Consider the following 24,955-nt stretch of genomic DNA (forward strand, 5'->3'; position numbering starts at 1 on the left):
ACATTATTGCCGGGGGATCGTTTTGTCCAAAGAGTGAGAGAAATGAAAAAATTAAAAATTGCCGCCAACACCAATACCCATGAGTGTTTTGAAACATCCCGCGAAGTCGTCGATATACAGCACACAGATTTTAATGATATTGCTGCCGTGGTGATGTCCGTCGCAGATGTTGAACAGGGAATGGTAAAACGAATAGAAGAGATGGGTCTGAACATTCCGTTATTCGTCGCCGTTTGTTGTGAAGAAACTTTAGACAATAATACTCTTCCTGCTTTGCATGGCGTATTTGAACTTTGTGGCAAAAACACTCAATTTTACGGTAAGCAGCTGGAAGCCGCTGCGGTGAAATATGAAAGTGAATTATTACCCCCTTTCTTTAAAACCCTGACCCGCTATGTCGAAATGGGCAACGCGACGTTCGCCTGTCCGGGACATCAGGGCGGTGAATTCTTCCGTAAACATCCAGCTGGCCGTCAGTTCTTCGACTTCTTCGGGGAGAACATTTTCCGCTCAGATATGTGTAATGCCGACGTCAAACTTGGGGACCTGCTGATCCACGAAGGTGCGCCCTGCGATGCACAAAAACATGCAGCCAAAGTGTTTAACGCGGACAAAACCTATTTCGTGCTCAACGGGACTTCCGCCTCAAATAAAGTCGTCTGCAATGCACTGCTGAGCCGTGATGATTTGGTCCTGTTCGACCGTAATAACCACAAGTCCAACCACCACGGCGCGCTGATCCAGGCCGGGGCTACGCCAGTCTATCTGGAGACAGCGCGCAACCCGTTCGGCTTTATCGGTGGCATTGATGCCCACTGTTTTGAAGAGAAGTATTTGCGCCAGCAAATCAGCGAAGTAGCACCGCAACGTGCTCAGGAAAAACGCCCTTTCCGTCTGGCGATTATTCAGCTCGGCACCTATGACGGCACGATTTATAACGCCCGTCAGGTGGTGGATAAAATCGGCCATCTCTGTGATTACATTCTGTTTGATTCCGCTTGGGTCGGCTACGAGCAGTTTATTCCCATGATGAAAGAGTGTTCGCCGCTGCTGCTGGAACTGAACGAGAACGATCCGGGCATTATTGTTACCCAGTCAGTCCACAAACAGCAGGCAGGTTTTTCGCAGACATCACAAATTCATAAAAAAGATAAACATATCAAGGGACAGGACCGCTATTGCAATCATAAGCGCTTCAATAATGCGTTTATGATGCACGCCTCCACCAGCCCGTTCTACCCGCTATTTGCCGCGCTGGATGTCAATGCCAAAATGCACGAAGGTAAAAGTGGTCAGCGCCTCTGGAAAGAGTGCGTCCGCGTGGGTATCGAAGCCCGTAAGATGCTGATGGCAACCTGTTCACTGATCAAACCTTTCGTTCCTGATCAGGTTGATGGCAAGCCGTGGCAATCGTATGACACCGAACTGATGGCTCAAGATCTGCGTTTCTTTAATTTCATTCCGGGTGAAAAATGGCACGCTTTTGACGGTTATGCTGAGTCACAGTATTTTGTCGACCCTTGTAAATTACTGCTTACCACACCGGGAATTAATACAGAGAATGGTGAATATACTGCATTTGGTATCCCGGCGACTATTCTTGCCAATTATCTGCGGGAAAACGGTATTGTTCCTGAAAAATGCGATCTTAATTCAATTCTTTTCCTTCTCACACCGGCGGAAGACATTGCCAAGATGCAACACCTGGTGGCGTTAATAGCCCGGTTCGAACAGCATATCGAACAGAATTCACTGCTTAGTGAGGTTCTGCCTGCGGTTTATAAAAGTAATCAACAGCGTTATGAAAATTACACTTTGCGTCAACTTTGTCAGGAAATGCATGACTTATATGTCAGCTATGACGTTAAAGAATTACAAAAAGAGATGTTCCGCAAGAAATATTTCCCACGCGTTGCCATGAATCCACAGGATGCCAATACGCAGTTTATTCGCGGGAATGTTGAGTTAATTTCTCTCGCTAAAGCAGAAGGCCGGATCGCCGCTGAAGGTGCGTTGCCTTATCCTCCTGGCGTGTTATGCGTTGTTCCGGGTGAAATTTGGGGAGGTGCGGCTCAGCGATATTTCCTGGCACTGGAAGAAGGGATTAATTTACTGCCTGGCTTTGCACCGGAATTGCAGGGGGTTTATATCCAGAAAGATGAAGACGGCTGGAATCGCGCTTACGGTTATGTCATCAAAGCTTAATTAGACATGTTACTGGTGGATATTTACCCACCAGTAAGATCACATTATAAAAAGTGAGAATGATCATGAGTAAAGCAAATAATAAAATGGGGGTCGTGCAATTAACGGTCCTCACCGCAGTAAATATGATGGGTTCAGGCATAATTATGCTTCCCACTAAACTGGCAGAAGTCGGTACTATTTCTATTGTTTCGTGGCTGGTCACCGCATTAGGGTCGATGGCGCTGGCCTATGCGTTTGCCAAATGTGGCATGTTTAATAGAAAAACGGGGGGCATGGGGGGCTACGCTGAATATGCATTCGGTAAATCCGGCAACTTTATGGCCAACTACACCTATGGCGTGTCCTTGCTGATCGCCAATATCGCCATCGCCATTTCCGCCGTCGGTTACGGCACGGAGCTATTTGGTGTAGCGCTAACGCCTCTGGGTATCGGCATTGCTACCATCGCCGTGCTATGGGTGGCGACGGTTGCCAACTTCGGTGGCGCGCGCATCACCGGGCAAATCAGTACGATCACGGTCTGGGGCGTCATCATCCCTGTGTTGGGCATCTCTGTCATCGGCTGGTACTGGTTCAGCGGGGAAGCTTATATGGCGGCCTGGAACCCTCATGCCGTACCGACTTTTGAAGCTATCGGATCCTCAATTTCTATGACGTTATGGGCCTTCCTGGGGCTGGAATCTGCCTGCGCGAATACCGAGGTGGTGGAAAACCCGGAGCGCAACGTCCCTATTGCCGTGCTGGGTGGAACGCTTGGCGCCGCCGTGATTTACATCATTTCGACCAACGTCATCGCCGGGATTGTGCCAAATATGGATTTGGCCAACTCGACGGCTCCTTTCGGTTTGGCGTTCTCGCATATGTTTAATCCGACAGTGGGTAAAGTCATCATGGCACTGATGATTATGTCCTGCGTTGGTTCACTGCTGGGCTGGCAGTTCACGATTGCTCAGGTGTTTAAATCGTCTGCCGACAGCGGTTTCTTCCCGAAAATTTTCTCCAAACTGAGCAAAGCCGACGCGCCAGTGAAAGGTATGCTGACCATCGTGGTTATTCAGAGTGCGATGACGCTGATGACCATCAGCCCATCGCTTAACAAACAGTTCAACGTGCTAGTCAATCTGGCGGTTGTCACGAATATTATCCCGTATATTCTGTCGATGGCGGCGCTGGTGATTATCCAAAAAGTGGCCAAAGTGCCCGTCAACAAAGCGCGCATTGCGAATGTCATTGCGGGTATTGGCGCGCTGTACAGCTTCTACGCACTCTACAGTTCCGGTGAAGAAGCCATGATGTGGGGCGCACTCGCCACCTTCCTCGGCTGGACGCTGTACGGCATTGTTTCACCACGATTTGAAATGCTGGAAAAGAAAGTCTGATAAGCAGCAGGCGGGCGCAATGTCCGCCTTACCGACCAAGCAGGTAGTGAACCGTTAAAAAATACGCATATTCTCTGCATTATTAAAGGACTGCGGTGATTTGAGTGCGCAGCCCTTTATGGTGGACAGGTTTTTAATGCATTAAAAATCAATGGGTTATATGAAGCAATACAAAGAGGGTTCACAGTTGGAGGCGTTGAGGACAAAAAAGCGGAGAAATCTCCGCTTAAGTCGTTTGGTGGAAGCGTAAAATCAGAACCGGTTGAATGCCGCTGGGAAGGTAACTTCACCGTGGGCATCGTGCAATGCATCTTCAGCTAAAGGATAGAGCTGGAAAGCGGTTTCGGTACCCGGCCAGCGGCAGTGGAGGTCATGGGCGGCGGCGGGTTTGAAGCCAAAGCGGCCGTAGTATGCCGGATCACCGAGCACGACGACGGCGGCGTAACCAAATTCATTGAGTGAATCCAGCCCTTCGTAAATCAGTTTTTCACCCAGCCCCTGACGGCGCAGAGATTCGTCTACGGCGAGCGGTGCCAGCCCCACCCAGTTGCGGTCTTCGCCTTTGATATCCACCGGGCAAAATGCCACGTAACCGACCACTTTGCCTTCATCGTCGGTGGCGACCACGCCCAGCGTCAGTAAGCCGTCTTCACGTAACGCTTTAACCAAGTCCGCTTCACCACTGCCGGGAAAGGCGTCGCGCAGCAGGCGGTCAATCCCTGTGGCATCAATGGGTATTTCGGTACGAATTAACATGTCTGCACTTCCGCAGCACCAGGCTCGCGGTCCTCTTGTAAACCGGCTTCGATAAAGTCCGCCAGACGCATTAATCCACTTTTCAGCAGAACCGGCATGCTGTCGAGATCAACGGCATCCATGAGATTTTTCACGTACAGGCCCAGCTCCGTGTCGCCTTCAATACGCAAACGGCGCTGGAAGAATAAGGTATCCGGGTCTTGTTTACGGGCGGCGATCAGCACCAAATCATTGGCGCTGCCGCTGAAGCTGACGTCGGCTTCGCCGTGTTCGCGAATGTGCAGCTTGCCCTCTTCGACGCTCATCAGCCAGCTCAGGTTGAGATCGCTGACCTCGATTTTTAACCAGCGATCTTCGAGGAAATCGAGTTCACCTTCAGCCAGCGCCTGACGAAACTGCCAGCTCAGCACTTGCTGCAAAACCTGACGCTGTAGCGCAAAAGGCGTGAATTTTAATGGCACACTCAGCAGGGAAGGCCCCTGGCGCACCATACGTGCTCGTAGTTTTTGCAACACTGGCACTACTCCTTTCGGTAACTTTTCGAAAATGGATTCGGTCAAGATATGCGCCCTATTTTGCCACATCGTCCGTTTAGTTCAGCGGCCTGCATCAATAAATACTGCAACAGAAAGAAAGCGCATACAACCTCCCGCGCAGGCAAACCCCGGTCAACTCGGCATAAACTGCCTCAAATCAAAATATTGCATTCATAGCTTCACTAAAATGGTCGGCCAGTAAAACGCTCCCTGATGAATGATTTACGTCAGCGGATACTTCCCTTTTCATTCTTGCCGGTGCGAATTTTGCCGGTTAAAGCCAGGAACAGACGATGGAGCTACTTTGCCCGGCGGGCAATTTGCCTGCGTTAAAAGCGGCGATTGATAACGGTGCCGATGCGGTTTATATCGGTTTGAAAGATGATACCAACGCCCGCCACTTTGCCGGTCTGAACTTTACTGAGAAGAAATTGCAGGAGGCGGTAAATTATGTCCACAGCCGCCGTCGCAAACTGCACATTGCCATCAATACTTTTGCTCACCCGGACGGTTATCAGCGCTGGGAGCGCGCCGTGGATATGGCGGCACAGCTCGGGGCCGATGCGCTGATCCTCGCGGACATCGCGATGCTGGATTACGCCGCCACCCGTTACCCGCACGTCGAGCGCCATGTCTCGGTACAGGCGTCCGCCACCAATGATGAGGCCATCCGTTTTTACCAGCGCAATTTTGACGTCGCACGCGTAGTGCTGCCGCGCGTACTGTCGATGCATCAGGTCCGCCAGTTGTCGCGCAGCAGCGTGGTTCCGCTGGAAGTCTTTGCGTTCGGCAGCCTGTGCATCATGGCCGAAGGGCGCTGCTATCTCTCCTCTTATCTGACCGGTGAGTCGCCAAATACCGTCGGCGCCTGTTCTCCGGCAAAGTTTGTGCGCTGGCAGCAAACGCCGCAGGGAATGGAGTCACGTCTTAATGACGTGCTGATTGATCGCTATGACGAAGGTGAAAACGCCGGTTATCCGACGTTGTGCAAGGGCCGTTATCTGGTCGATGGTACGAAATATCATGCGCTGGAAGAGCCGACCAGCCTGAACACGCTTGAGCTGTTACCAGAGCTGTTCGCCGCCAATATTGCCTCGGTGAAAATCGAAGGGCGTCAGCGCAGCCCGGCGTATGTCAGCCAGGTGACGCGCGTCTGGCGTGCGGCTATCGACCGCTGTAAGGCCGATCCACAGGGCTTTATCACGGACGCAGAGTGGATGAAACAGTTGGGTTCCATGTCGGAAGGTACGCAAACTACGCTCGGCGCGTACCATCGTAAATGGCAGTGATCGCAGGAAAAATGATGAAATATTCTTTAGGGGCCATTCTCTATTACTGGCCAAAAGCAGAGGTTGACGCCTTTTATCAGGCCGCGGCCAGCAGCAGCGCCGACGTGATTTATCTCGGGGAAAACGTCTGCACTAAGCGGCGTGAGATGAAGGTCAATGACTGGATGGAGATCGCCCGTCAGCTTGCAGCCAGCGGCAAACAGGTGGTGCTTTCCACGCTGGCGTTGTTGCAGGCGCCGTCAGAACTCAACGAGCTGAAGCGCTACGTCGAGAACGGCGAGTTTCTTATCGAGGCCAATGATTTTGGTGCCGTGAATATGGCGGCTGAACGCAAGCTGCCGTTTGTCGTCGGCCATGCGCTTAACTGTTATAACGCCGTGACGCTGAAAATTCTGCAAAAACAGGGAATGACGCGCTGGTGTATGCCGGTGGAGCTGTCCCGTGACTGGCTGGTGAATCTTCTGAAGCAGTGCGAGGAGCAGGGCATCCGCGATAAGTTCGAAGTCGAAGTGCTCTCATACGGTCATCTGCCGCTGGCCTACTCTGCCCGCTGTTTTACCGCGCGTTCAGAAGATAAAGCGAAAGACGATTGCGAAACCTGCTGCATTAACTATCCGCAGGGCCGCAAAGTCTTGTCGCAGGAGAACCAGCAGGTGTTCGTGCTCAACGGCATTCAGACCCAGAGCGGTTATTGCTATAACCTCGGCAATGAGCTGACGTCGATGCAGGGGCTGGTCGATATTGTGCGGTTGTCGCCGGAAACACCCGACACCTTAAAGATTCTGGAGCAATTTCGGCAAAATGAGCGCGGTCTGACGCCGCTCAGCCTGACCGACAAAACTGACTGTAACGGTTACTGGCAGCGGGTGGCCGGGCTGGAACTGGTGAGATAAATATCAACAGGCACAGTCAATGTGCCTGTCATTTCCTTCGCGCGATCTCAATCATTCTTCAGCGGCTTTTTACGATGCAGCCAACTGCGCAGGCGTCCGCTGTCACGCAATATTCCCAGTCCGATCCCCAGCACCGTATAAATTGCCCCGAGCAAGAGCAGCATCAGCATGTCGCTGCCCACTTCGCTAAACGGCAATCCCATCTGATTCACCCCCGCAATGGCTTTGGTCGCCCAGGTCGAAGGCAGCATCGACGAGACGGCACGCACCCAGGCTGGCATGGCCTGTAACGGCCAGATGGTCCCAGAGATATAAAACACCGGCATGGTAATAAAAGAGAGTGTCAGGTAGATCATCTCCACGCTGCGCAGGCACTCCGTCACTAGTTTGCCGAGACCAAGGACCGCCAGCAGGAAGGGGAACGTCAGCATAATGATCTCGGGAATGCTTGCCGTTTGCCGGTAGCCAAGCACCCAAGGCCACAAAACGAACAGCACAATCGACAAAAACAGCCAGATGGGGATCAGGGCCGACAGCCCGCCGAGAAATACTGGAATGGCCGGTTTGCCGTCAGGCGCGCTGTTGAGCGTAATGTTGACGCGCACACTGGCGATCAGCAGGGAGTGCTGTAAGAGCATCACCAGCAAACCGGGGAAGATAATTGCTGCAAAACTGATGCCGGGGTTAAACAGATCCAGTGTCTGGCCGACGATCGGCGTCAGCAACACGCTAGCCTGTTTCGCGGTAAAGCCGCTGCGCATCAGCAATTCCGTGTTGTACTGCGTGAGGATCGACTGATAAGCCGCGACAACGTCCTGCTCAATCTGGCCGTTTGCCAGCCGGTTAGTCGCATCGCCGTACACCGGGATCACAATGTCCTGACCCGAGAGGATCTTCTTCTCCAGATCCACCGGCATGATGATCACGGCAAACAGTTTTCGCCATGCCAGATCACGCTGTGCCTCTTCAACGCTGTCGTAGCTGTTGATTTTTATCTTTGACGTGGCATCCAGCTGGCGGGTCAGCAGACGGCTGGCGCTGCTGTGGTCCTGATCAACTACCGCCACCGGGAGGTCCCACACTGTGCGGTTGGCGTAGACGGTGCTCATCACGCAAAGCGAGAGCAAAAGCATCATCCACATCGGCTTGTCGAGCATACCGGTCAGGACTTTGGTGAAGGTTTTCCAGTAGGTTTGCAACCATTGACGTAGGGTCATTTTCCCGGCTCCTGTTTTTTCAGGCGCAGGTATAAACGCTTATGTACCAGCAGACCGGTCAGTAGTGGGTAAATCAACAAAATGGCACAAACGCTGAATATCGCGCTGGCCGGAACCTGCCGCAGGAAGATGTCGAACATGGCGTACAGGGCGTGCGTCAGGGGTTCGATATTGGAAATGATACGCGCTGGCCACGGCATGGAGAGCTCAGGCACCGCCATTCCCGAGAAGGTCAGCGCGATACTGACGAATATCCCCATCATCGTGTACGCGGTGATGGTCGTGCTGGTGAAGGTAAACAGCAGCAAACCGATACTTTGGGCGGCGATCACATAAAAGAAACTGATCAGCACCATAAACAGCGGATTCCCGCTTACCCGCGCATCGAAGAAGCCAACCAGCATGGCGATCTCCACCATGAGCAACGTGGTGAAGCACAGCGTATAAGGTGCCAGCTTGCCCAAAAGTGAGAAGGTGAAAGAAGGCGCACCCAGCAGCGACTGGCTACGGGCCATCACGTAGATCATACAGGTGACGGTAAACAGCTGAATGAGGTGGATAGTCGCGGCGAATTGCTGATAGTAAATGTAACTGCCGCTGGCGTTGAACAGACTGCCATAAGAGAGCTCGACGCTGGCCAGAGGGGGGACGGTTTTACCGATTTCACCGGCAATAATTGAGCTGTATTGGGTGTTAAGTTCGGTGATCAGCCCGCTGAAGTCCTGCGTAGAGTAAAGCCCGGCGCCATAAAACAGCGCGTTGTAATAGAGCACTACGCTCGGTTGTTTGCCTGAGAGGGCATCAGCTTCAAAGTCAGGCGGAATATAGAGTAGCGCGTAATCCTGCGCGGTGCGCAGCCGGTGTTCGGCTTCCTGCAAGCCGCCATCAAAAGCCTGCACGTGAGCGTGCGACCCGGCGTCGAGTTTACGGATCAACGTTTTCGATAGCGTACTGTGGTCGTTGTCTACGACTGATACCGGGAGATCCAGCAGTGTCCCTTCCGAGAAATTGCTGCTGATGAGAATGAACAGCATCAGTGGAAATATCCACCCCAGCCAGTGGATCACCGGCTTGCGAAAAGCATCACGGGTTTCCCGCGTGAATGATCGTGAGAAGCAACGCCAGCCGGCTTTTACCCGGTACATTGCCACTACTCTTTCCAGTTCCACAGGGCGCTCATTCCCTGGCGCAAGTTAGGGACCGGATGAGCCGGATAGAGCCTTACTTCGAAGGTTTTCAGGTCAAAGTCGCCGGTGGCACGGGTGGCGCGCTTGGTGGCGTAGTCACCCAGAGGCGCGATATAACGCACTTCGGCCTCAATCATCTGGTTATTCAGTGCTGGAACGCGGATCTGAATTTTGTCGCCCTTATGAACGCCAGCCAGAATATTTTCCCGCAGGTTGAAAACAAAATAGGCGTCCGGCAGGCGGATTAAGGTCAGCAGCGGGCTGCCGGCACTTTGCAGCTCCCCGACTTCAACCGGGATCGGGCCGACTTCGCCATCGACCGGCGCTTTCACTTGCAGGTCATCCGTCTGGGCTTTGACCTGTAGCAGATCTTCTTCAGCAGCACGGAGCTGGGCGGCATAGCTTTCACGTTGTTCAACCCGATCGCCGTTTATGCCCTCATCCAGATTGGCTTTCGCCACTAAAACCTGCTGATAGGCGCTGTCACGCGCCCGGCGGGAGTCTTCTAAATCTGAGGCGGAAATAAAACCTTTGGCCGCCACTTTGGCATTGCGATTGTAGAGGTCTCGCGCATTGATATATTCAGCCTGCGCCTGTGCCAGCGTGGCTTTCAGGTTACGGATACTCTCTTCACGGGTGCCGTTCACGGACAAATCGAGCTGTGCTTTGGCCTGGTCACGCGCCGCTTCCAGTGAGCGCAATTGCGCCATCAGTTCAGGGCTGTCGAGAGTGATCAGAAGCTGCCCGGCTTTGACGTCATCGCCGCGTTCGACATGACGCTCAATCACCCGGCCTTTGGCTTTGGAAGCAACGATAACTTCAGGGGCATCCACTTCGCCCTGCAATAAGAGATCCTGGTTATTAGCGCGAAAGAGCACCGCCAGTGAAATGGCCACCGCGACCAGCAGCAGCGTCAATAATATTCTTTTACTCATGGGCTTAGCTTCCTTTGTGACTGCCAGCGGTTGAATTCAGTCCAATTAGGGATCGGTACCGGAGCGTTGGCGTTTCCTTTTCCATCGTGCTGAGTCCCTGCCGCCTGCTTCATTGGCGATCAATGAAGAGCATGCATGATAGCGAGATGTGCAGAAGCATTTTTAACACGAAACAACATATTGATTAAAATTATAAATCAAACCCTACACATTCCCGTAAACCCTACTTGAACGGCACAGAGCACAAATCAGGTATTCAGCGAAAGCTTAATCAGTGATACTCACCTGTATAATTAGCGGGCGAATAGCTTCGCCCCTCACCCATCAACGAGTGAGTGATGATCATGTCTGAGAAAACAACTGTTCCCCTTTCCGTGCTGGATCTCGCACCGGTCCCGCAGGGTTCCACGCCGAAAGATGCTTTTACATCTTCGCTGGCATTGGCCCAACATGCTGAAAAACTGGGTTATCTGCGTTACTGGATGGCAGAGCATCACAATATGATCGGTATCGCCAGTGCGGCAACATCGGTGCTGCTCGGGTTTATTGCCGGAGGCACTAAAACGATTCGCGTGGGTTCCGGTGGTGTGATGTTACCGAACCACTCCCCGCTGGTAATTGCTGAACAGTTCGGCACGCTGGCGACGCTTTATCCGGACCGCGTGGATTTGGGCCTTGGCCGCGCGCCTGGCACCGATCAGCGCACCATGATCGCCCTGCGCCGTCATCTCTCCGGCGAAGTGGATAATTTCCCGCAGGATGTGCAGGAGTTGCAGCACTATTTTGCTGATGTCCAGACAGGTCAGGCGGTACAGGCCGTGCCGGGTCAGGGTTTGCATGTGCCGATTTGGCTGTTGGGTTCGAGCCTTTACAGCGCACAGCTTGCGGCCGCTCTAGGACTGCCGTTTGCCTTCGCGTCACACTTTGCGCCGGACATGTTGTATCAGGCGCTGGCGATTTACCGCAGCCAGTTCAAGCCTTCAGAACAGCTGCAAAAACCGTACGCCATGGTGTGTATTAATGCGATTGCCGCCGATACTGACGAAGAAGCGCGCCGCATGTTTACCTCCAACCAGCAGCAGTTCATCAACCTGCGCCGGGGAAATCCGGGAAAGCTCCCCGTGCCGGTCGATAATATTGAGAGCCTGTGGTCTGCTTCTGAACGCTTTGGCGTTGATCAGGCGCTGCGGCTGTCGGTCGTGGGCAATAAAGAGACGGTCCGTGCCGGTCTGCAAGCCATACTGCGTGAGACTGAAGCAAATGAACTGATGATCAACGGCCAGATTTTTGATCATCAGGCGCGGCTGCACTCGTTCGAGATTGTCTCTCAGCTACAAGGTGATTTGGTGAAAGAAGCCCGTATCAGCTGACCCCACCAGCGTCTTATTGCAGATTCTGCAGGCATAAAAAAACCAGCCCGAAGGCTGGTTTTTATTTATCTGTTGTTTGCCGGAGCAGACGTCAGATTATGCGTCAGTAGTACGACGTGGCGCACGGCTTGGTGGACGACGTTCGCCAGCAGGTGCTGCTGCACCACGGTCGCCAGAAGGACGACCACGGCCACCCTCACGACGCTCACCGCTGAAAGAACGTGGTGGAGCACCATTACCGCGACGCTCACCGCCAGCACCAGGGGCGCCTGCAGGACGTTCACGACGTGGAGCTTGTGGCTGTGCATCACCCAGCAACTGCATGTTCATCGGCTTATTCAGGATACGGGTACGGGTGAAATGAGACAGAATTTCGCCCGGCATGCCTTTCGGCAGCTCGATCGTTGAATGTGAAGAGAACAGCTTGATGTTACCGATGTAACGGCTGCTGATGTCGCCTTCGTTAGCAATCGCGCCAACGATGTGACGAACTTCAACACCATCATCGCGACCCACTTCGATGCGATACAGTTCCATCTCGCCAGCGTCACGACGTTCACGACGCGGAGCGCCATCACGTGGAGCTGCATCACGGGAAGGACGATCACCATCACGGGACGGACGACGGTCATTACGGTCACCGCGATCGCTACGCTCGTCGAAATCACGACGTGGCGGACGGCTTTTGAATGCCTGATCAGCAGGAACGATCAGAGGACGTTCGCCCTGTGCCATTTTCAGCAGTGCAGCAGCCAGCGTTTCGATATCCAGCTCTTCTGCAGGTTGCAGTTTTGCCAGCAGAGCGCGGTACTGATCCAGATCGCTGCTTTCCAGTTGTTGCTGAACTTTTGCAGCGAACTTAGCAAGACGACGCTCACCCAGTACATCTGCAGTTGGAATTTCAACTTCTGGAATGGTCAGCTTCATGGTGCGTTCAATGTTACGCAGCAGGCGACGTTCGCGGTTCTCAACGAACAGCAACGCACGGCCAGCACGACCCGCACGACCGGTACGGCCGATACGGTGAACGTAAGATTCTGAGTCCATCGGGATGTCATAGTTAACAACCAGGCTGATACGTTCTACATCGAGACCACGTGCTGCCACGTCGGTTGCGATCAGAATATCCAGACGGCCATCTTTCAGACGTTCCAGAGTCTGCTCACGCAGGGACTGGTTCATATCACCGTTCAGTGCAGCGCTGCTGTAGCCGCTACGTTCAAGGGCTTCAGCCACTTCAAGCGTTGCATTTTTGGTACGTACGAAGATGATCGCCGCATCAAAGTCTTCAGCTTCAAGGAAACGCACCAGTGCTTCGTTTTTACGCAGGCCGTGCACAGACCAGTAGCTCTGGCTGATGTCCGGACGGGTAGTCACGCTAGATTGAATGCGAACTTCCTGTGGATCTTTCATGAAACGACGGGTAATGCGACGAATCGCTTCCGGCATGGTTGCAGAGAACAGTGCGGTCTGATGATCAGCCGGGATCTGCGCCATGATGGTTTCAACGTCTTCGATGAAGCCCATACGCAGCATTTCATCGGCTTCATCCAGCACCAAACCGCTCAGGTTAGAGAGGTTCAGGGTGCCGCGTTTCAGGTGGTCCAGCAGACGGCCTGGGGTACCCACAACAATTTGTGGACCCTGACGCAGTGCGCGCAGTTGGACGTCATAGCGTTGGCCGCCGTAAAGGGCAACCACATTCACGCCATGCAAATGTTTAGCGAAATCAGTACAAGCTTCAGCAACCTGAACAGCCAGTTCACGGGTTGGTGCCAGTACCAGAATCTGTGGAGCCTTTAAGTCAGGCTTAATGTTGTGCAGCAGTGGCAGCGCGAAGGCCGCAGTTTTACCAGAACCCGTCTGCGCCATACCCAATACATCACGACCATTTAACAGGTGTGGGATACATTCGGCTTGGATTGGTGATGGTTTTTCGTAGCCCAGGTCAGTCAGGGCGGCAATGATAGGAGCAGACAGCCCCAGGTCAGCAAAAGAGGTTTCAAGCTCAGTAGTCATGTACACGTGCCTCATTAATAATGGCAGCCAGTCTACATAACTCGTCGAGAAAATTTTCAGTCATTTTCATTGAAAAGTGTGAACCGGCTCAAATTAGATTATAAAACGAACAAAGCAACCCTCGCCCGTTAAGGCGCTTAAAAATGGTAAAACCATGGTTAAGAAGGCTGATTGGTGTCGTCAGCTATTGCTGGTCCGATTCTGATAGGTCGTCTTGCTCTTGGCCTAATAGCGCCAATTCCAACAATGCATAGCGGTGCTCAACAAAATTATGAACGTTGTTAGCTACCGTCAGTTTGAACAGTGCCAAGGCGCTGTTCTTGTCCCCCAGACTTAGGTAATGTTTACCTAAATAGAAGTCAGTTTCACTGAGATGCTCAGCGAGCGAAGTGTTATCCGTAGCTTCCGCCTTTAGGCGTTCCATCAGCGTAGCTTCGCTGATCTTACCTAGGTAGAATTCGACGATATTCCATCCCCATTGTCCTCTGTCCGCTTTGTCATAACGCTGTTGCAGCGCTACATCGGCATTCTTCGGATTGATTTCTCGCTCCGCAAGATAAAGCCATAAAGAACGGAAGGGATCATTTGGATCGTCTCGATAAAACGCCTGCAGATCATCCTGCGCTAACGAGAATCGGCCACCGTAATACAGGGCGATACCTCGGTTCAAACGCGCGTAGTTGTAAGTTGGATCAAGCTCTAGTACAGAATCAAACGCTTCATAGGCAGCATCAAAGTTGCCTGCCTGCGTTAAGTAAATCCCCAGGTAGTTAAAAACTTCTGGCATATCAGGACGTATAGACAGCGCTTGCGAGAAATCGTTCCGCGCTAATGCTCTAAGTCCGAGACTATCATACAGCACACCGCGCTCATATAATAGCTGTGCCCGTTCATCGTCAGTCAGTGCCCGGCTGGCAAGGATTTGTTCCATACGCGCCAAGATAACTTCCTGCTGCAACGTGGGCTGCAACGGGATAGCCAGAACTTCGTTTTTACGCCAATCATGGTTGCTGCATCCTGCCAACATAAGTGCTGTCGCAACATAACACCAGCGCAAGAAAGGCTTCATTTCTACTCCCGAAGACAAACATTGGATTAACGTCCTGTCATCCGCCTGCTTAACACGAACGCTTCCTGCGCTCATGATACGAACAGTTCCCTACCTCAAGGCAGGGAACTGTAAAACTTCTGTTACAGAAATTTATTCTGCTGAAGGCTCAGCTGCTCCATCCTGGCTCGGCGCAACAGCATCTTTCATGCTTAAGCGTACGCGACCCTGACGATCAACCTCAACAACTTTAACTGGAACTTCTTGACCCATCTGCAGGTAATCGGTCACTTTATCAACGCGCTTGTCAGCGATTTGAGAAATATGAACCAGACCTTCTTTACCGCCGCCGATGGCAACAAATGCGCCAAAGTCTACGATACGGGTCACTTTACCTTGATAGATACGGCCAACTTCCACTTCAGCAGTGATTTCTTCGATACGACGGATAGCGAATTTCGCTTTCTCACCGTCGGTCGCAGCAATCTTCACTGTACCATCATCTTCAATTTCAATGGTGGTGCCGGTTTCTTCAGTCAGCGCACGGATGACAGAACCACCTTTACCGATCACGTCCTTGATTTTATCAGGGCTGATCTTAATAGTATGAATACGTGGTGCAAACTGAGATATATCGCCACGCGGGGTGCTGATAGCCTGTTCCATCACGCCCAGAATGTGCAGACGCGCACCCTTAGCCTGATTCAGTGCAACCTGCATAATTTCGCGGGTGATACCTTCAATTTTAATGTCCATCTGCAGCGCGGTGATACCGTCGCGGCTACCGGCAACTTTGAAGTCCATGTCGCCTAGGTGATCTTCGTCACCCAGAATGTCAGACAGAACAACAAAGCTTTCGCCTTCTTTAACCAGACCCATTGCGATACCCGCAACAGCGGCTTTAATTGGCACGCCTGCATCCATCAGGGCCAGAGATGCGCCACAAACAGAAGCCATTGAAGATGAACCGTTAGATTCGGTGATTTCAGAAACCACACGTACGGTGTACGGGAAGTCTTCTGGTTTTGGCATCATCGCCAACACACCGCGTTTCGCCAGACGACCGTGACCAATCTCACGACGTTTTGGTGAACCCACCATCCCAGTCTCACCAACGGAGTACGGAGGGAAGTTGTAGTGGAACAGGAAGCTGTCAGACTTCTCGCCCATCAGTTCATCCAGGTTTTGCGCGTCACGGGCAGTACCCAGAGTTGCAGTAACCAGTGCCTGAGTTTCGCCACGCGTAAACAGCGCTGAACCGTGAGTACGTGGCAGAACGCCAGTACGAACGTCCAGACCGCGGATCATGTCTTTTTCACGACCATCGATACGTGGCTCGCCACGCAGAACACGGCTACGCACCACGTTCTTCTCAATGCTGCCCAGCAGGTCAGAAATTTCGCCAGCGTCCAGCGCTTCATCTTCTGCTTGCAGGGTCTGAACCACTTCCGCTTTGATGACGTTGATCTGAGCGTAACGGTCTTGTTTATCAGTGATCAGGTAAGCATCACCTAAACGAGATTCTGCCAGCGCTGCAACGCGAGCGTGCAGCTCTGCGTTAACCACTTCTGGCTGCCAATCCCATTTCGCTTTACCGACTTCAGCAACCAGAGAGTTGATGTTATCGATAACGATTTGTTGTTGCTCGTGGCCGAACACCACAGCGCCCAGCATCTGGTCTTCGCTCAGAACGTCAGCTTCAGACTCAACCATCAGAACCGCGCCTTTAGTACCGGCAACGACCAGGTCAAGACTACTGGTTTTCAATTCATCTGCGGTTGGGTTCAGAACGTACTGATCGTTGATGTAACCCACGCGTGCTGAACCGATTGGGCCGCTGAAAGGAATACCAGACAGGCTCAGGGCAGCAGAGGCACCGATCATCGCAACGATGTCAGGGTTAACTTGTGGGTTCAGAGAAACCACGGTCGCAATCACCTGAACTTCATTCAGGAATCCTTCCGGGAACAGAGGACGGATTGGACGGTCAATCAGACGCGAGGTCAGGGTTTCGCCTTCACTTGGACGGCCTTCACGACGGAAGAAACTGCCCGGGATACGACCAGCAGCGTATGTACGCTCCTGATAGTTAACCGTCAGAGGGAAGAAGCTTTGGCCTGGTTTGGCTTTTTTCTGGCCAACAACAGTAACGAAGACTGCGGTGTCGTCCATGCTAACCATAACAGCTGCGGTTGCTTGGCGAGCCATCATGCCGGTTTCCAGCGTGACAGTATGTTGACCGTATTGGAATTTACGAATAGTCGGATTAAGCAATGTAATGTCCTTTAATTTGGCGCGCAGCTGTTATGACAGCAGTTCACGCCAGTAAATATCCGAGCTTCTCACTACATCCTCGCGACTAATGACAATCCTTATTTCTCTCAGCGGAAATAAAGCCTCTCATTAGCCGCGCGAACCTCTGTAACGGAAGATCACGTGATAATAATTTCTATAAAAACAACCACGCTACAGTAACCTGATTTGCGGTCGCTTCCTAGAATAAAGGGGCCAATTGGCCCCTTTACACTGAAACTCGCCAGATTAGCGACGCAGACCCAGACGCTCGATCAGGCTGGTGTAACGTGCTACATCTTTACGCTTCAGGTAATCCAGCAGTTTACGACGCTGAGAAACCATACGCAGCAGACCACGACGGCTGTGGTGATCTTTTTTGTGCTCTGAGAAGTGACCTTGCAGATGGTTGATCTGAGCAGTCAGTAAAGCAACCTGAACTTCAGAAGAACCACTGTCGTTAGTGCCACGACCAAAGTCTGCAACGATTTGAGCTTTAGCTTCAACGCTTAGAGACATAATCTTACTCCAAAATATTATAGATAATTAAACGGGCGCCGATCTCTAATTCAGCTACCCAATGCATAAGCTGCGCTATTCTACTCTTTGCATAATGCGATCGCAACATGAGCAGAATGGGGCTTATTCGGTGTATTCCACCACCAGACGACGCGGCGCGATGCGGCCATCATCATCAATCTCACCGACGCCGATGAACTTACGCTCTTCGCCCTCGGTGATGCGCACCATGCCTGACGTTGGAGCGCCGGAAGCCTGAACCGGTTGGCCCTGCTTCACATAGCCTGCAACGACAGGTAAAAGATTCACCTCAGGGAAGTCCTCACAGGCACTGTCCATCGGTAACAACAGAGGATCCAGCAACAGACGCGGCTCAATACCTTCCGCTTCGGCCTGTGCGATCAACTCATGCAGCTTTTCCATCGTGACCATACGCTCGGATGGATAGGTTGCCACCTGAACACGACGAAGATAAGTTACATGTGCCCCACAACCGAGTTTTTCACCCAGATCATCCACAATAGTGCGGATATAGGTGCCTTTTGAGCAGTGGACCTCAAGCTCAACATCATCCCCTTCCCAGCGAATGAACTTCAGCTCATACACGGTGATCGGGCGGGAGACGCGCGGAACTTCGATTCCCTGACGGGCGTACTCGTACAGTTTTTTCCCTTCGTACTTCAATGCTGAATACATTGAAGGGATCTGCTGAGTCTCACCACGAAAGCCCTCTAACGCATCATCAAGTTGCTGCTGCGTAAAGGTGACATCACGCTCAGAGATTATCTGGCCTTCGGCATCAGACGTGTCCGTGCGCTGCCCCATACGGGCGACGACCAGATAACGTTTGTCTGAATCTAAAAGGAAACGCGAAAACTTGGTGGCTTCGCCCAGACACAGCGGCAACATACCGGTGGCTAAAGGATCAAGCGCACCAGTATGTCCTGCGCGGTTGGCGTTATAAAGACGTTTTACTTTTTGCAGTGCATCGTTAGAGGACAACCCTAAGGATTTGTCCAATAATAGTACGCCGTGGATATCACGGCCGCGGCGACGTGGGCGGCTCATTATGCTTCCTCGTCATCGCCTGCAGCAGAACGACGTTCAGCATCGTTCTTCACGACATTGGTCACCAGGTTAGACATACGCATACCTTCAACCAGTGAGTTGTCGTAAGCAAAGGTCAATTCAGGCACAACGCGCAGACGCATTGCTTTACCAATCAGCGTACGGATAAATCCTGATGCGTCCTGCAGGGCTTTGATGCCATTTTTCACACGATCGGGATCGTGATTATCGGTGGTCAACACATCAAGGAAAGTCACGAATACTTTGGCATAAGCCAGGTCACGGGAAACTTCCACGCCAGAAACGGTGGCCATACCAACGCGGGGATCTTTCACTTCACGTTGTAAAATAATGGCGATCTCTTTTTGCATCTCCTGAGAGACACGTTGGGTACGACTAAATTCTTTTGCCATGATAGGACTCCTTCAGACAATCTCCAGACAAAGAAGGGGGCTCAAGGCCCCCAACTGGATATAAGCGACGTCGCTAAGATTACGCGATGGTGCGTTTGATCTCGATGATTTCGAAGACTTCGATCACATCGCCAGTACGCACATCGTTGTAGTTCTTCACGCCGATACCACATTCCATGCCGTTACGAACTTCTGCAACGTCATCTTTGAAGCGGCGCAGAGATTCCAGCTCACCTTCGTAGATCACCACGTTGTCACGCAGTACACGGATTGGGTTGTTACGCTTAATCATACCTTCAGTAACCATACAGCCTGCAATTGCACCGAATTTAGGTGACTTGAACACGTCACGAACTTCAGCCAGACCAATGATTTGCTGTTTGTATTCTGGGGCCAACATACCGCTCATCGCCTGTTTGACTTCGTCAATCAGGTTGTAGATAACTGAATAGTAACGCAGATCCAGACTTTCATTTTCGACAACGCGACGGGCTGAAGCATCAGCACGAACGTTGAAGCCGAGGATGATAGCGCGTGAAGCCGCTGCCAGCGTGGCGTCGGTTTCGGTAATACCACCTACGCCCATACCGACAATCTTGACTTTAACTTCGTCAGTTGACAGTGCCTGCAGCGCATCAGAAATCGCTTCACAAGAACCCTGCACGTCAGATTTCAACACGATGTTCAGTTCAGAAACTTCACCTTCGGTCATGTTCGCAAACATGTTTTCCAGTTTAGATTTCTGCTGGCGAGCCAGTTTAACTTCGCGGAATTTACCCTGACGATACAGCGCAACTTCACGAGCTTTTTTCTCATCACGTACAACGGTAACTTCATCACCCGCAGCCGGAACGCTGGACAGACCCAACACTTCGACAGGGATAGAAGGACCCGCAGACATAATATCGCGGCCCATTTCGTCACGCATTGCACGAACGCGGCCGTATTCGAAGCCACAGAGAATGATATCGCCTTTGTTCAGCGTACCTTCCTGAACCAGTACGGTAGCAACCGGACCACGACCTTTATCAAGGAAGGATTCGATTACGACGCCGTTTGCCATGCCGCTACGAACTGCTTTCAGTTCGAGAACTTCGGCTTGCAGCAGGATAGCGTTCAACAGTTCGTCAATGCCGGTACCTGCTTTCGCAGACACGTGGATGAACTGAGACTCACCGCCCCACTCTTCTGGCATAACGCCATACTGAGAAAGCTCCGTACGAACGCGATCGGGATCAGCATCCGGCTTATCGATTTTGTTCACCGCAACCACGATTGGCACGCCAGCAGCTTTCGCATGCTGTACGGCTTCGATGGTTTGTGGCATCACGCCATCATCTGCGGAAACAACCAGAACCACGATGTCAGTTGCCTTGGCGCCACGTGCACGCATTGAGGTAAACGCGGCGTGTCCTGGAGTATCCAGGAAGGTGATCATGCCGTTTTCGGTTTCAACGTGATAAGCACCGATGTGCTGGGTAATACCACCCGCTTCGCCCGCTGCAACTTTCGTTGAACGAATGTAGTCAAGCAGAGAGGTTTTACCGTGGTCAACGTGGCCCATGATGGTCACTACCGGAGCACGTGGCTCAGCGGCAGCTGACGCACCGGTATCACGGTCACTCATCAGCGCTTCTTCCAGCTCGTTTTCACGACGCAGGATAACTTTATGACCCATCTCTTCAGCAACCAGCTGAGCAGTTTCCTGATCAATCACCTGGTTGATGGTGGCCATTGCGCCCAGTTTCATCATGGTTTTGATGACCTGAGAGCCTTTAACTGCCATTTTGTTCGCCAGCTCAGCAACAGTAATGGTTTCACCCACTACAACGTCACGGTTCACTGCGGCAACGGGCTTGTTGAAGCTCTGTTGCAGCGTGCTTGGCTTACGCTTGCCTTTACCATTACGGCCAACGGCACGCGCTTCTTCGCGATCCGCTTTAGATTCAGACAGTTTATTGCCTTTCTTCTGCTTGGTCGCTTTGCCACCGCGGGTACGGCTGCGACGTTCGCCTTCAACTTTGGCGTCGTTTTCGTCTTCAGCTGCACGGGCGTGCGTGGAGGTGGTTACATGATAGTCAGCAGATTCGGATTCGCTTGGCGCCACAACTTCAGTCCAAACGCCAGAGTCGGCCATTTTACGGGCTTCTTCTGCAATACGTTTGGCATTTTCTTCAATCTTGCGTTGGGCTTCTTCTTCCGTTTTGCGTTTCAGCTCTGCGGCTTCAGCTTCACGGCGTGCTTTATCTGCCTGAGCTGGTTTGGTTGCTTCGTCTGTATGTTGATTTGTCACTTTGTCTTTTTCCGCTTCTTCGCGCTTAGCTTTTTCAGCGGCCTCACGTTTGGCTTGCTCTTCGGCGGCGCGTTTCGCTTTTTCCTGAGCTTCGCGCTGGGCTTGCTCTGCTACTGCACGCTGTGCCTGTTCTTCCGCTTCACGCTTCGCCTGCTCTTCCGCTTCGGCCTGAGCAACTTCTGCTTCGGTCATATCACGTTTAACATAAGTGCGTTTCTTGCGGACTTCGATTTGCACCGATTTACTCTTCCCGCCGGTGCTCGGAATGTTCAGTGTACTACGCGTTTTGCGTTGTAACGTTAGCTTGTTTGGAGCACTTCCGTTTTCACGGTTTAAGTGCGCCAGCAATGTCTCTTTTTCTTGCTGGGTGACAGAGTCAGCTTCAGACTTGTCGATCCCTGCATCAGCAAATTGCTGTACCAGGCGATCAACCGGAGTTTGAATCTCTGCTGCCAGCGATTTTACGGTTACATCTGTCATGCTGTTCCTTCCTGCTACAGTTTATTACGCATTGTCGCCAAACCAGCAGATATTGCGTGCGGCCATGATAAGTTCACCAGCCTGTTCGTCGCTAAGACCTTCAATATCCGCCAGATCGTCAACACCCTGCTCGGCAAGATCTTCCAGCGTACAAACCCCTTGTGCAGCCAGTTTAAATGCCATGCTACGTTCCAGACCCGCCAGGTTCAGCAAGTCGTCAGCAGGCTTATTGTCGCCGAGACTTTCTTCCTGAGCCAAAGCGATAGTAGTCAATGCTTCTTTTGCACGTTCGCGCAACGCATCTACAGTCTCTTCGTCCAGGCCATCGATTTCGAGCAATTCTTTCATTGGCACGTAGGCCAACTCTTCAAGCGTTGAGAAACCTTCTTCTACCAATACGGTAGCGAAATCTTCATCGATCGCCAGGTACTTGGTGAAGGTCTCGATAGCGGCATGCGCCTCGGCCTGATGTTTGGCCTGCAGGTCGTCCGCAGTCATGACGTTTAATTCCCAGCCGCTTAACTGAGAGGCTAAACGTACGTTCTGACCATTACGGCCAATCGCCTGTGCCAGATTGCTGGCTTCAACGGCGACATCCATGGTGTGCTTGTCTTCATCAACTACGATAGAGGCCACATCGGCAGGTGCCATAGCGTTGATGACAAACTGGGCAGGATTATCGTCCCATAATACGATATCAATGCGCTCGCCACCTAATTCGCTGGAAACAGCCTGAACTCGGGCACCGCGCATACCGACACAAGCACCGACCGGGTCGATACGTTTGTCGTTGGTTTTGACCGCAATTTTGGCGCGTGAACCCGGATCGCGGGCAGCAGCTTTAATTTCGATCAACTCTTCGCCAATTTCCGGCACTTCAATGCGGAACAGTTCGATCAGCATTTCGTTACGTGAACGGCTGACGAACAGTTGTGCACCGCGGGCTTCTGGACGAACATCATACAGAACACCACGAATACGGTCACCGGAGCGGAAGTTTTCGCGCGGAAGCATATCTTCGCGCAGGATAACGGCTTCAGCATTGCTGCCCAAGTCGAGAGCGATACTGTCACGGTTAACTTTCTTAACGACACCCGTAACGATTTCACCTTGCTGCTCACGGAACTGCTCAACAACCATTGCACGCTCAGCTTCGCGTACTTTCTGTACGATAACCTGCTTGGCGGTTTGAGTTGTAATACGGTCGAAGGTCACGGATTCGATCTGATCTTCGATGTATCCGCCTAATTCGATAGACGGGTCTTCGTATTGAGCAGCTTCGATCGTGATTTCACGGGTCGGTTGCGTGACTTCGTCAACAGCAACCCAACGACGGAAGGTGTCAAAATCACCGGTTTTACGATCGATGGTGACGCGGACTTCAATTTCTTGTTCGTACTTTTTCTTTGTCGCTGTCGATAACGCAGTTTCCAGCGCTTCAAAAATCTTCTCGCGCGGGAGGGATTTTTCATTAGAAACCGCTTCTACAACAGCCAGAATTTCTTTGTTCATCCTAGTTGCCTCATCCAAACTTTAAAAGTGGGGTACCAGGTTCGCTTTCTGGATGTTGCTCAGCGCGAACACTTCATCTTTGCCTTCCACAGTAACCGTAATCATTTCGCCTTCGACAGCTTTGATTATTCCCTGCCATTTACGACGGTTCTGCATAGCCATTCGCAATACCACGCTCACTTCGTCACCGACAAAACGTTGGTAATGTTCAGCGGTAAACATTGGGCGATCGAGGCCGGGAGAGGAAACTTCCAGGTTATAGGCAACAGTAATTGGGTCTTCGACCTCCAATACTGCGCTGACCTGGTGGCTGACATCAGCACAATTATCAACTGTGATCCCGTCTTCACTATCAATATAGATGCGTAGCGTCGATTGGCGAGCTCTTACGAACTCGATGCCTACCAGCTCAAAGCCCAAAGCTTCAACCGGTGCTGAAATCATCTCTGTTAATTTTTGTTCTAATGTGGACAAGCCCACCCCCAAGACATAAAAAAAGGGCCTAATAGCCCAGTGATTCTGCTGCCAAATAACAAAAAACCCCGATAAATCGGGGCTTTATGAAACTGGACCCTGTTTGCCGCATAGCGGCTTCGGTGCAACTTTCGAAAGTGTTATTTTCAAATTGAAGCTTTCAAATTGGAGCTGCAGAACATCACAGGAAGATACTGAAAGTCTATTTGAAATAAACACTTAGGGAAAGTGGTTGCGGGGGCCGGATTTGAACCGACGACCTTCGGGTTATGAGCCCGACGAGCTACCAGGCTGCTCCACCCCGCGTCCGAAAACGTGGCAAATACTACGCCGATAACCGCTTAAAAGCAAGTTATCACAAAGATTGGTACCGAGGACGGGACTTGAACCCGTAAGCCCATTCGGGCACTACCACCTCAAGGTAGCGTGTCTACCAATTCCACCACCTCGGCACTCTTTTTTTCACAATCGCACATACTGTCCAAGTATAAGCCATTGTTTGAAAACCTTTACTTCCACTTCTTAGTAAGAAAAATCACATCTAAAGCTACAGATTAGTGAGGAACATCACTGTTTGGCGCCGGAGGTGCCGCTGGTGCTGTTGTAGTCTGCTCAGTTTTAGCTGGCTGACCTAAATTTTCCCACTCACTACCTTGTTGGCCCTTATGCGTACTCATGTTCCCAAGGATCAAACTAATGACGAAGAAAAGCGCCGCCAAAATAGCTGTCGTACGGGTCATGAAGTTACCGGAACCACTCGAACCGAACAATGTGCCAGAAGCACCTGCTCCGAAAGAGGCTCCCATATCAGCACCTTTACCTTGTTGCAGCATAACCAGAGCGACAAGCCCGATAGCTACGATAAGGAAAATCACCAGAAGAGCTTCGTACATAGTAGTACCTGTATCCTTGCGGTATCACCGCGTGCAAATTGCTTCTCACCAATTTAGTGGGTTTTCAACGACCCACTGAAGCGGGTGTGAATACTAACCAAAGGCGTATGGTGACGCAAGGGCAATTTGAAGAGGATTGTTCGTTTGCGGAAAAAAACGCCAAATGCTACTTAA

At 51.8% G+C, this 24,955-nt stretch carries 21 protein-coding genes and 2 tRNA genes; 5 read left to right on the plus strand and 18 right to left on the minus strand.

Going from position 1 to position 24,955, the window contains the following annotated elements:
- Nucleotides 1-42: 42 nt before the first annotated feature.
- Together speF and potE are read left to right on the plus strand one after the other, a co-directional pair.
- The gene (gene speF / locus ACZRKO_RS17015) at nt 43-2,205 is read left to right on the plus strand and encodes an ornithine decarboxylase SpeF (RefSeq protein WP_463738422.1); all 2,163 of its coding nucleotides are present in this window, start codon (nt 43-45) and stop codon (nt 2,203-2,205) included.
- 65 nt (nt 2,206-2,270) lie between these two features.
- Nucleotides 2,271-3,587: a putrescine-ornithine antiporter gene (gene potE, locus ACZRKO_RS17020; RefSeq protein ID WP_463738423.1), complete on the plus strand. Its 1,317-nt coding sequence runs from the start codon at nt 2,271-2,273 to the stop codon at nt 3,585-3,587.
- Nucleotides 3,588-3,839: 252 nt separating this feature from the next.
- On the opposite strand, the gene ACZRKO_RS17025 is transcribed toward potE, so the two are convergent.
- Both ACZRKO_RS17025 and ubiT read right to left on the minus strand, forming a co-directional pair.
- A complete protein-coding gene (locus tag ACZRKO_RS17025) occupies nt 3,840-4,343 on the minus strand; it encodes a GNAT family N-acetyltransferase (RefSeq protein ID WP_463738424.1) in 504 nt (167 codons plus the stop codon).
- Nucleotides 4,337-4,858 (minus strand): ubiquinone anaerobic biosynthesis accessory factor UbiT, encoded by a 522-nt coding sequence (gene ubiT / locus ACZRKO_RS17030; protein ID WP_463738425.1) that lies wholly within the window; start codon nt 4,856-4,858, stop codon nt 4,337-4,339. The genes ACZRKO_RS17025 and ubiT overlap by 7 nt, the downstream gene beginning before the upstream one ends.
- Before the next feature lie 314 nt (nt 4,859-5,172).
- On the opposite strand from ubiT, the gene ubiU reads away from it, so the two are divergent.
- A complete protein-coding gene (ubiU, locus tag ACZRKO_RS17035; RefSeq protein WP_463738426.1) occupies nt 5,173-6,168 on the plus strand; it encodes a ubiquinone anaerobic biosynthesis protein UbiU in 996 nt (331 codons plus the stop codon).
- Nucleotides 6,169-6,182: 14 nt separating this feature from the next.
- A complete protein-coding gene (locus ACZRKO_RS17040; protein ID WP_463738427.1) occupies nt 6,183-7,061 on the plus strand; it encodes a U32 family peptidase in 879 nt (292 codons plus the stop codon).
- 47 nt (nt 7,062-7,108) lie between these two features.
- Here ACZRKO_RS17040 and ACZRKO_RS17045 read toward each other — a convergent pair whose 3' ends face one another.
- From ACZRKO_RS17045 to ACZRKO_RS17055, 3 genes are read right to left on the minus strand one after another with little or no spacing between them, the layout of a single operon-like run.
- Complete coding sequence (locus ACZRKO_RS17045) at nt 7,109-8,260, minus strand: ABC transporter permease (RefSeq protein WP_463738530.1); 1,152 nt, start codon at nt 8,258-8,260, stop codon at nt 7,109-7,111.
- A gap of 14 nt (nt 8,261-8,274) precedes the next feature.
- The gene (locus ACZRKO_RS17050) at nt 8,275-9,423 is read right to left on the minus strand and encodes an ABC transporter permease (protein WP_463738531.1); all 1,149 of its coding nucleotides are present in this window, start codon (nt 9,421-9,423) and stop codon (nt 8,275-8,277) included.
- Nucleotides 9,424-9,428: 5 nt separating this feature from the next.
- Nucleotides 9,429-10,400: an HlyD family secretion protein gene (locus ACZRKO_RS17055; RefSeq protein WP_463738428.1), complete on the minus strand. Its 972-nt coding sequence runs from the start codon at nt 10,398-10,400 to the stop codon at nt 9,429-9,431.
- A gap of 344 nt (nt 10,401-10,744) precedes the next feature.
- On the opposite strand from ACZRKO_RS17055, the gene ACZRKO_RS17060 reads away from it, so the two are divergent.
- Nucleotides 10,745-11,770 (plus strand): luciferase-like monooxygenase, encoded by a 1,026-nt coding sequence (locus ACZRKO_RS17060; protein WP_463738429.1) that lies wholly within the window; start codon nt 10,745-10,747, stop codon nt 11,768-11,770.
- Between the two features lie 96 nt (nt 11,771-11,866).
- Here the strand turns inward: ACZRKO_RS17060 and ACZRKO_RS17065 are convergent, their stop codons facing one another.
- The 13 genes from ACZRKO_RS17065 to secG form a co-directional block, all read right to left on the minus strand.
- A complete protein-coding gene (locus ACZRKO_RS17065; protein ID WP_463738430.1) occupies nt 11,867-13,789 on the minus strand; it encodes a DEAD/DEAH family ATP-dependent RNA helicase in 1,923 nt (640 codons plus the stop codon).
- The gene (gene yrbN, locus ACZRKO_RS17070) at nt 13,779-13,859 is read right to left on the minus strand and encodes a protein YrbN (protein ID WP_096335046.1); all 81 of its coding nucleotides are present in this window, start codon (nt 13,857-13,859) and stop codon (nt 13,779-13,781) included. The genes ACZRKO_RS17065 and yrbN overlap by 11 nt, the downstream gene beginning before the upstream one ends.
- Before the next feature lie 114 nt (nt 13,860-13,973).
- Nucleotides 13,974-14,858 carry a lipoprotein NlpI gene (nlpI, locus tag ACZRKO_RS17075; protein ID WP_140473268.1) on the minus strand — a complete coding sequence of 295 codons (885 nt, stop codon included), beginning with the start codon at nt 14,856-14,858 and terminating at the stop codon, nt 13,974-13,976.
- 132 nt (nt 14,859-14,990) lie between these two features.
- Complete coding sequence (pnp, locus tag ACZRKO_RS17080; RefSeq protein WP_463738431.1) at nt 14,991-17,111, minus strand: polyribonucleotide nucleotidyltransferase; 2,121 nt, start codon at nt 17,109-17,111, stop codon at nt 14,991-14,993.
- Between the two features lie 267 nt (nt 17,112-17,378).
- Nucleotides 17,379-17,648 carry a 30S ribosomal protein S15 gene (rpsO, locus tag ACZRKO_RS17085; protein WP_443006947.1) on the minus strand — a complete coding sequence of 90 codons (270 nt, stop codon included), beginning with the start codon at nt 17,646-17,648 and terminating at the stop codon, nt 17,379-17,381.
- Nucleotides 17,649-17,771: 123 nt separating this feature from the next.
- Nucleotides 17,772-18,716 carry a tRNA pseudouridine(55) synthase TruB gene (truB, locus tag ACZRKO_RS17090; protein WP_463738432.1) on the minus strand — a complete coding sequence of 315 codons (945 nt, stop codon included), beginning with the start codon at nt 18,714-18,716 and terminating at the stop codon, nt 17,772-17,774.
- Nucleotides 18,716-19,129 (minus strand): 30S ribosome-binding factor RbfA, encoded by a 414-nt coding sequence (gene rbfA, locus ACZRKO_RS17095; RefSeq protein ID WP_014333704.1) that lies wholly within the window; start codon nt 19,127-19,129, stop codon nt 18,716-18,718. The genes truB and rbfA overlap by 1 nt, the downstream gene beginning before the upstream one ends.
- 79 nt (nt 19,130-19,208) lie before the next feature.
- The gene (gene infB, locus ACZRKO_RS17100; protein ID WP_463738433.1) at nt 19,209-21,902 is read right to left on the minus strand and encodes a translation initiation factor IF-2; all 2,694 of its coding nucleotides are present in this window, start codon (nt 21,900-21,902) and stop codon (nt 19,209-19,211) included.
- A gap of 24 nt (nt 21,903-21,926) precedes the next feature.
- The gene (gene nusA, locus ACZRKO_RS17105; RefSeq protein ID WP_463738434.1) at nt 21,927-23,414 is read right to left on the minus strand and encodes a transcription termination factor NusA; all 1,488 of its coding nucleotides are present in this window, start codon (nt 23,412-23,414) and stop codon (nt 21,927-21,929) included.
- Between the two features lie 21 nt (nt 23,415-23,435).
- Nucleotides 23,436-23,888, minus strand: coding sequence for a ribosome maturation factor RimP (rimP, locus tag ACZRKO_RS17110; RefSeq protein ID WP_463738435.1), 453 nt, complete (start codon nt 23,886-23,888; stop codon nt 23,436-23,438).
- Between the two features lie 229 nt (nt 23,889-24,117).
- Nucleotides 24,118-24,194 (minus strand) — tRNA-Met (locus ACZRKO_RS17115).
- 59 nt (nt 24,195-24,253) lie between these two features.
- Nucleotides 24,254-24,340, minus strand: a tRNA-Leu gene (locus ACZRKO_RS17120).
- A 102-nt stretch (nt 24,341-24,442) separates the two neighbouring features.
- The gene (secG, locus tag ACZRKO_RS17125; protein WP_463738436.1) at nt 24,443-24,781 is read right to left on the minus strand and encodes a preprotein translocase subunit SecG; all 339 of its coding nucleotides are present in this window, start codon (nt 24,779-24,781) and stop codon (nt 24,443-24,445) included.
- Between the last annotated feature and the right edge of the window lie 174 nt (nt 24,782-24,955).

Source organism: Ewingella sp. C233 (assembly GCF_055407225.1).

Excerpts from the sequence above, each read along its gene's own strand:
- infB (WP_463738433.1), bottom strand. The coding sequence starts at position 21,902 with ATGACAGATGTAACCGTAAAATCGCTGGCAGCAGAGATTCAAACTCCG.
- secG (WP_463738436.1), bottom strand. The coding sequence starts at position 24,781 with ATGTACGAAGCTCTTCTGGTGATTTTCCTTATCGTAGCTATCGGGCTT.
- truB (WP_463738432.1), bottom strand. The coding sequence starts at position 18,716 with ATGAGCCGCCCACGTCGCCGCGGCCGTGATATCCACGGCGTACTATTA.
- yrbN (WP_096335046.1), bottom strand. The coding sequence starts at position 13,859 with ATGAAAATGACTGAAAATTTTCTCGACGAGTTATGTAGACTGGCTGCC.
- ACZRKO_RS17025 (WP_463738424.1), bottom strand. The coding sequence starts at position 4,343 with ATGTTAATTCGTACCGAAATACCCATTGATGCCACAGGGATTGACCGC.
- ACZRKO_RS17055 (WP_463738428.1), bottom strand. The coding sequence starts at position 10,400 with ATGAGTAAAAGAATATTATTGACGCTGCTGCTGGTCGCGGTGGCCATT.
- ACZRKO_RS17050 (WP_463738531.1), bottom strand. The coding sequence starts at position 9,423 with ATGTACCGGGTAAAAGCCGGCTGGCGTTGCTTCTCACGATCATTCACG.
- nusA (WP_463738434.1), bottom strand. The coding sequence starts at position 23,414 with ATGAACAAAGAAATTCTGGCTGTTGTAGAAGCGGTTTCTAATGAAAAA.
- ubiU (WP_463738426.1), top strand. The coding sequence starts at position 5,173 with ATGGAGCTACTTTGCCCGGCGGGCAATTTGCCTGCGTTAAAAGCGGCG.
- ACZRKO_RS17065 (WP_463738430.1), bottom strand. The coding sequence starts at position 13,789 with ATGACTACTGAGCTTGAAACCTCTTTTGCTGACCTGGGGCTGTCTGCT.
- rbfA (WP_014333704.1), bottom strand. The coding sequence starts at position 19,129 with ATGGCAAAAGAATTTAGTCGTACCCAACGTGTCTCTCAGGAGATGCAA.
- potE (WP_463738423.1), top strand. The coding sequence starts at position 2,271 with ATGAGTAAAGCAAATAATAAAATGGGGGTCGTGCAATTAACGGTCCTC.
- speF (WP_463738422.1), top strand. The coding sequence starts at position 43 with ATGAAAAAATTAAAAATTGCCGCCAACACCAATACCCATGAGTGTTTT.
- nlpI (WP_140473268.1), bottom strand. The coding sequence starts at position 14,858 with ATGAAGCCTTTCTTGCGCTGGTGTTATGTTGCGACAGCACTTATGTTG.
- rpsO (WP_443006947.1), bottom strand. The coding sequence starts at position 17,648 with ATGTCTCTAAGCGTTGAAGCTAAAGCTCAAATCGTTGCAGACTTTGGT.
- ACZRKO_RS17060 (WP_463738429.1), top strand. The coding sequence starts at position 10,745 with ATGTCTGAGAAAACAACTGTTCCCCTTTCCGTGCTGGATCTCGCACCG.
- ACZRKO_RS17040 (WP_463738427.1), top strand. The coding sequence starts at position 6,183 with ATGAAATATTCTTTAGGGGCCATTCTCTATTACTGGCCAAAAGCAGAG.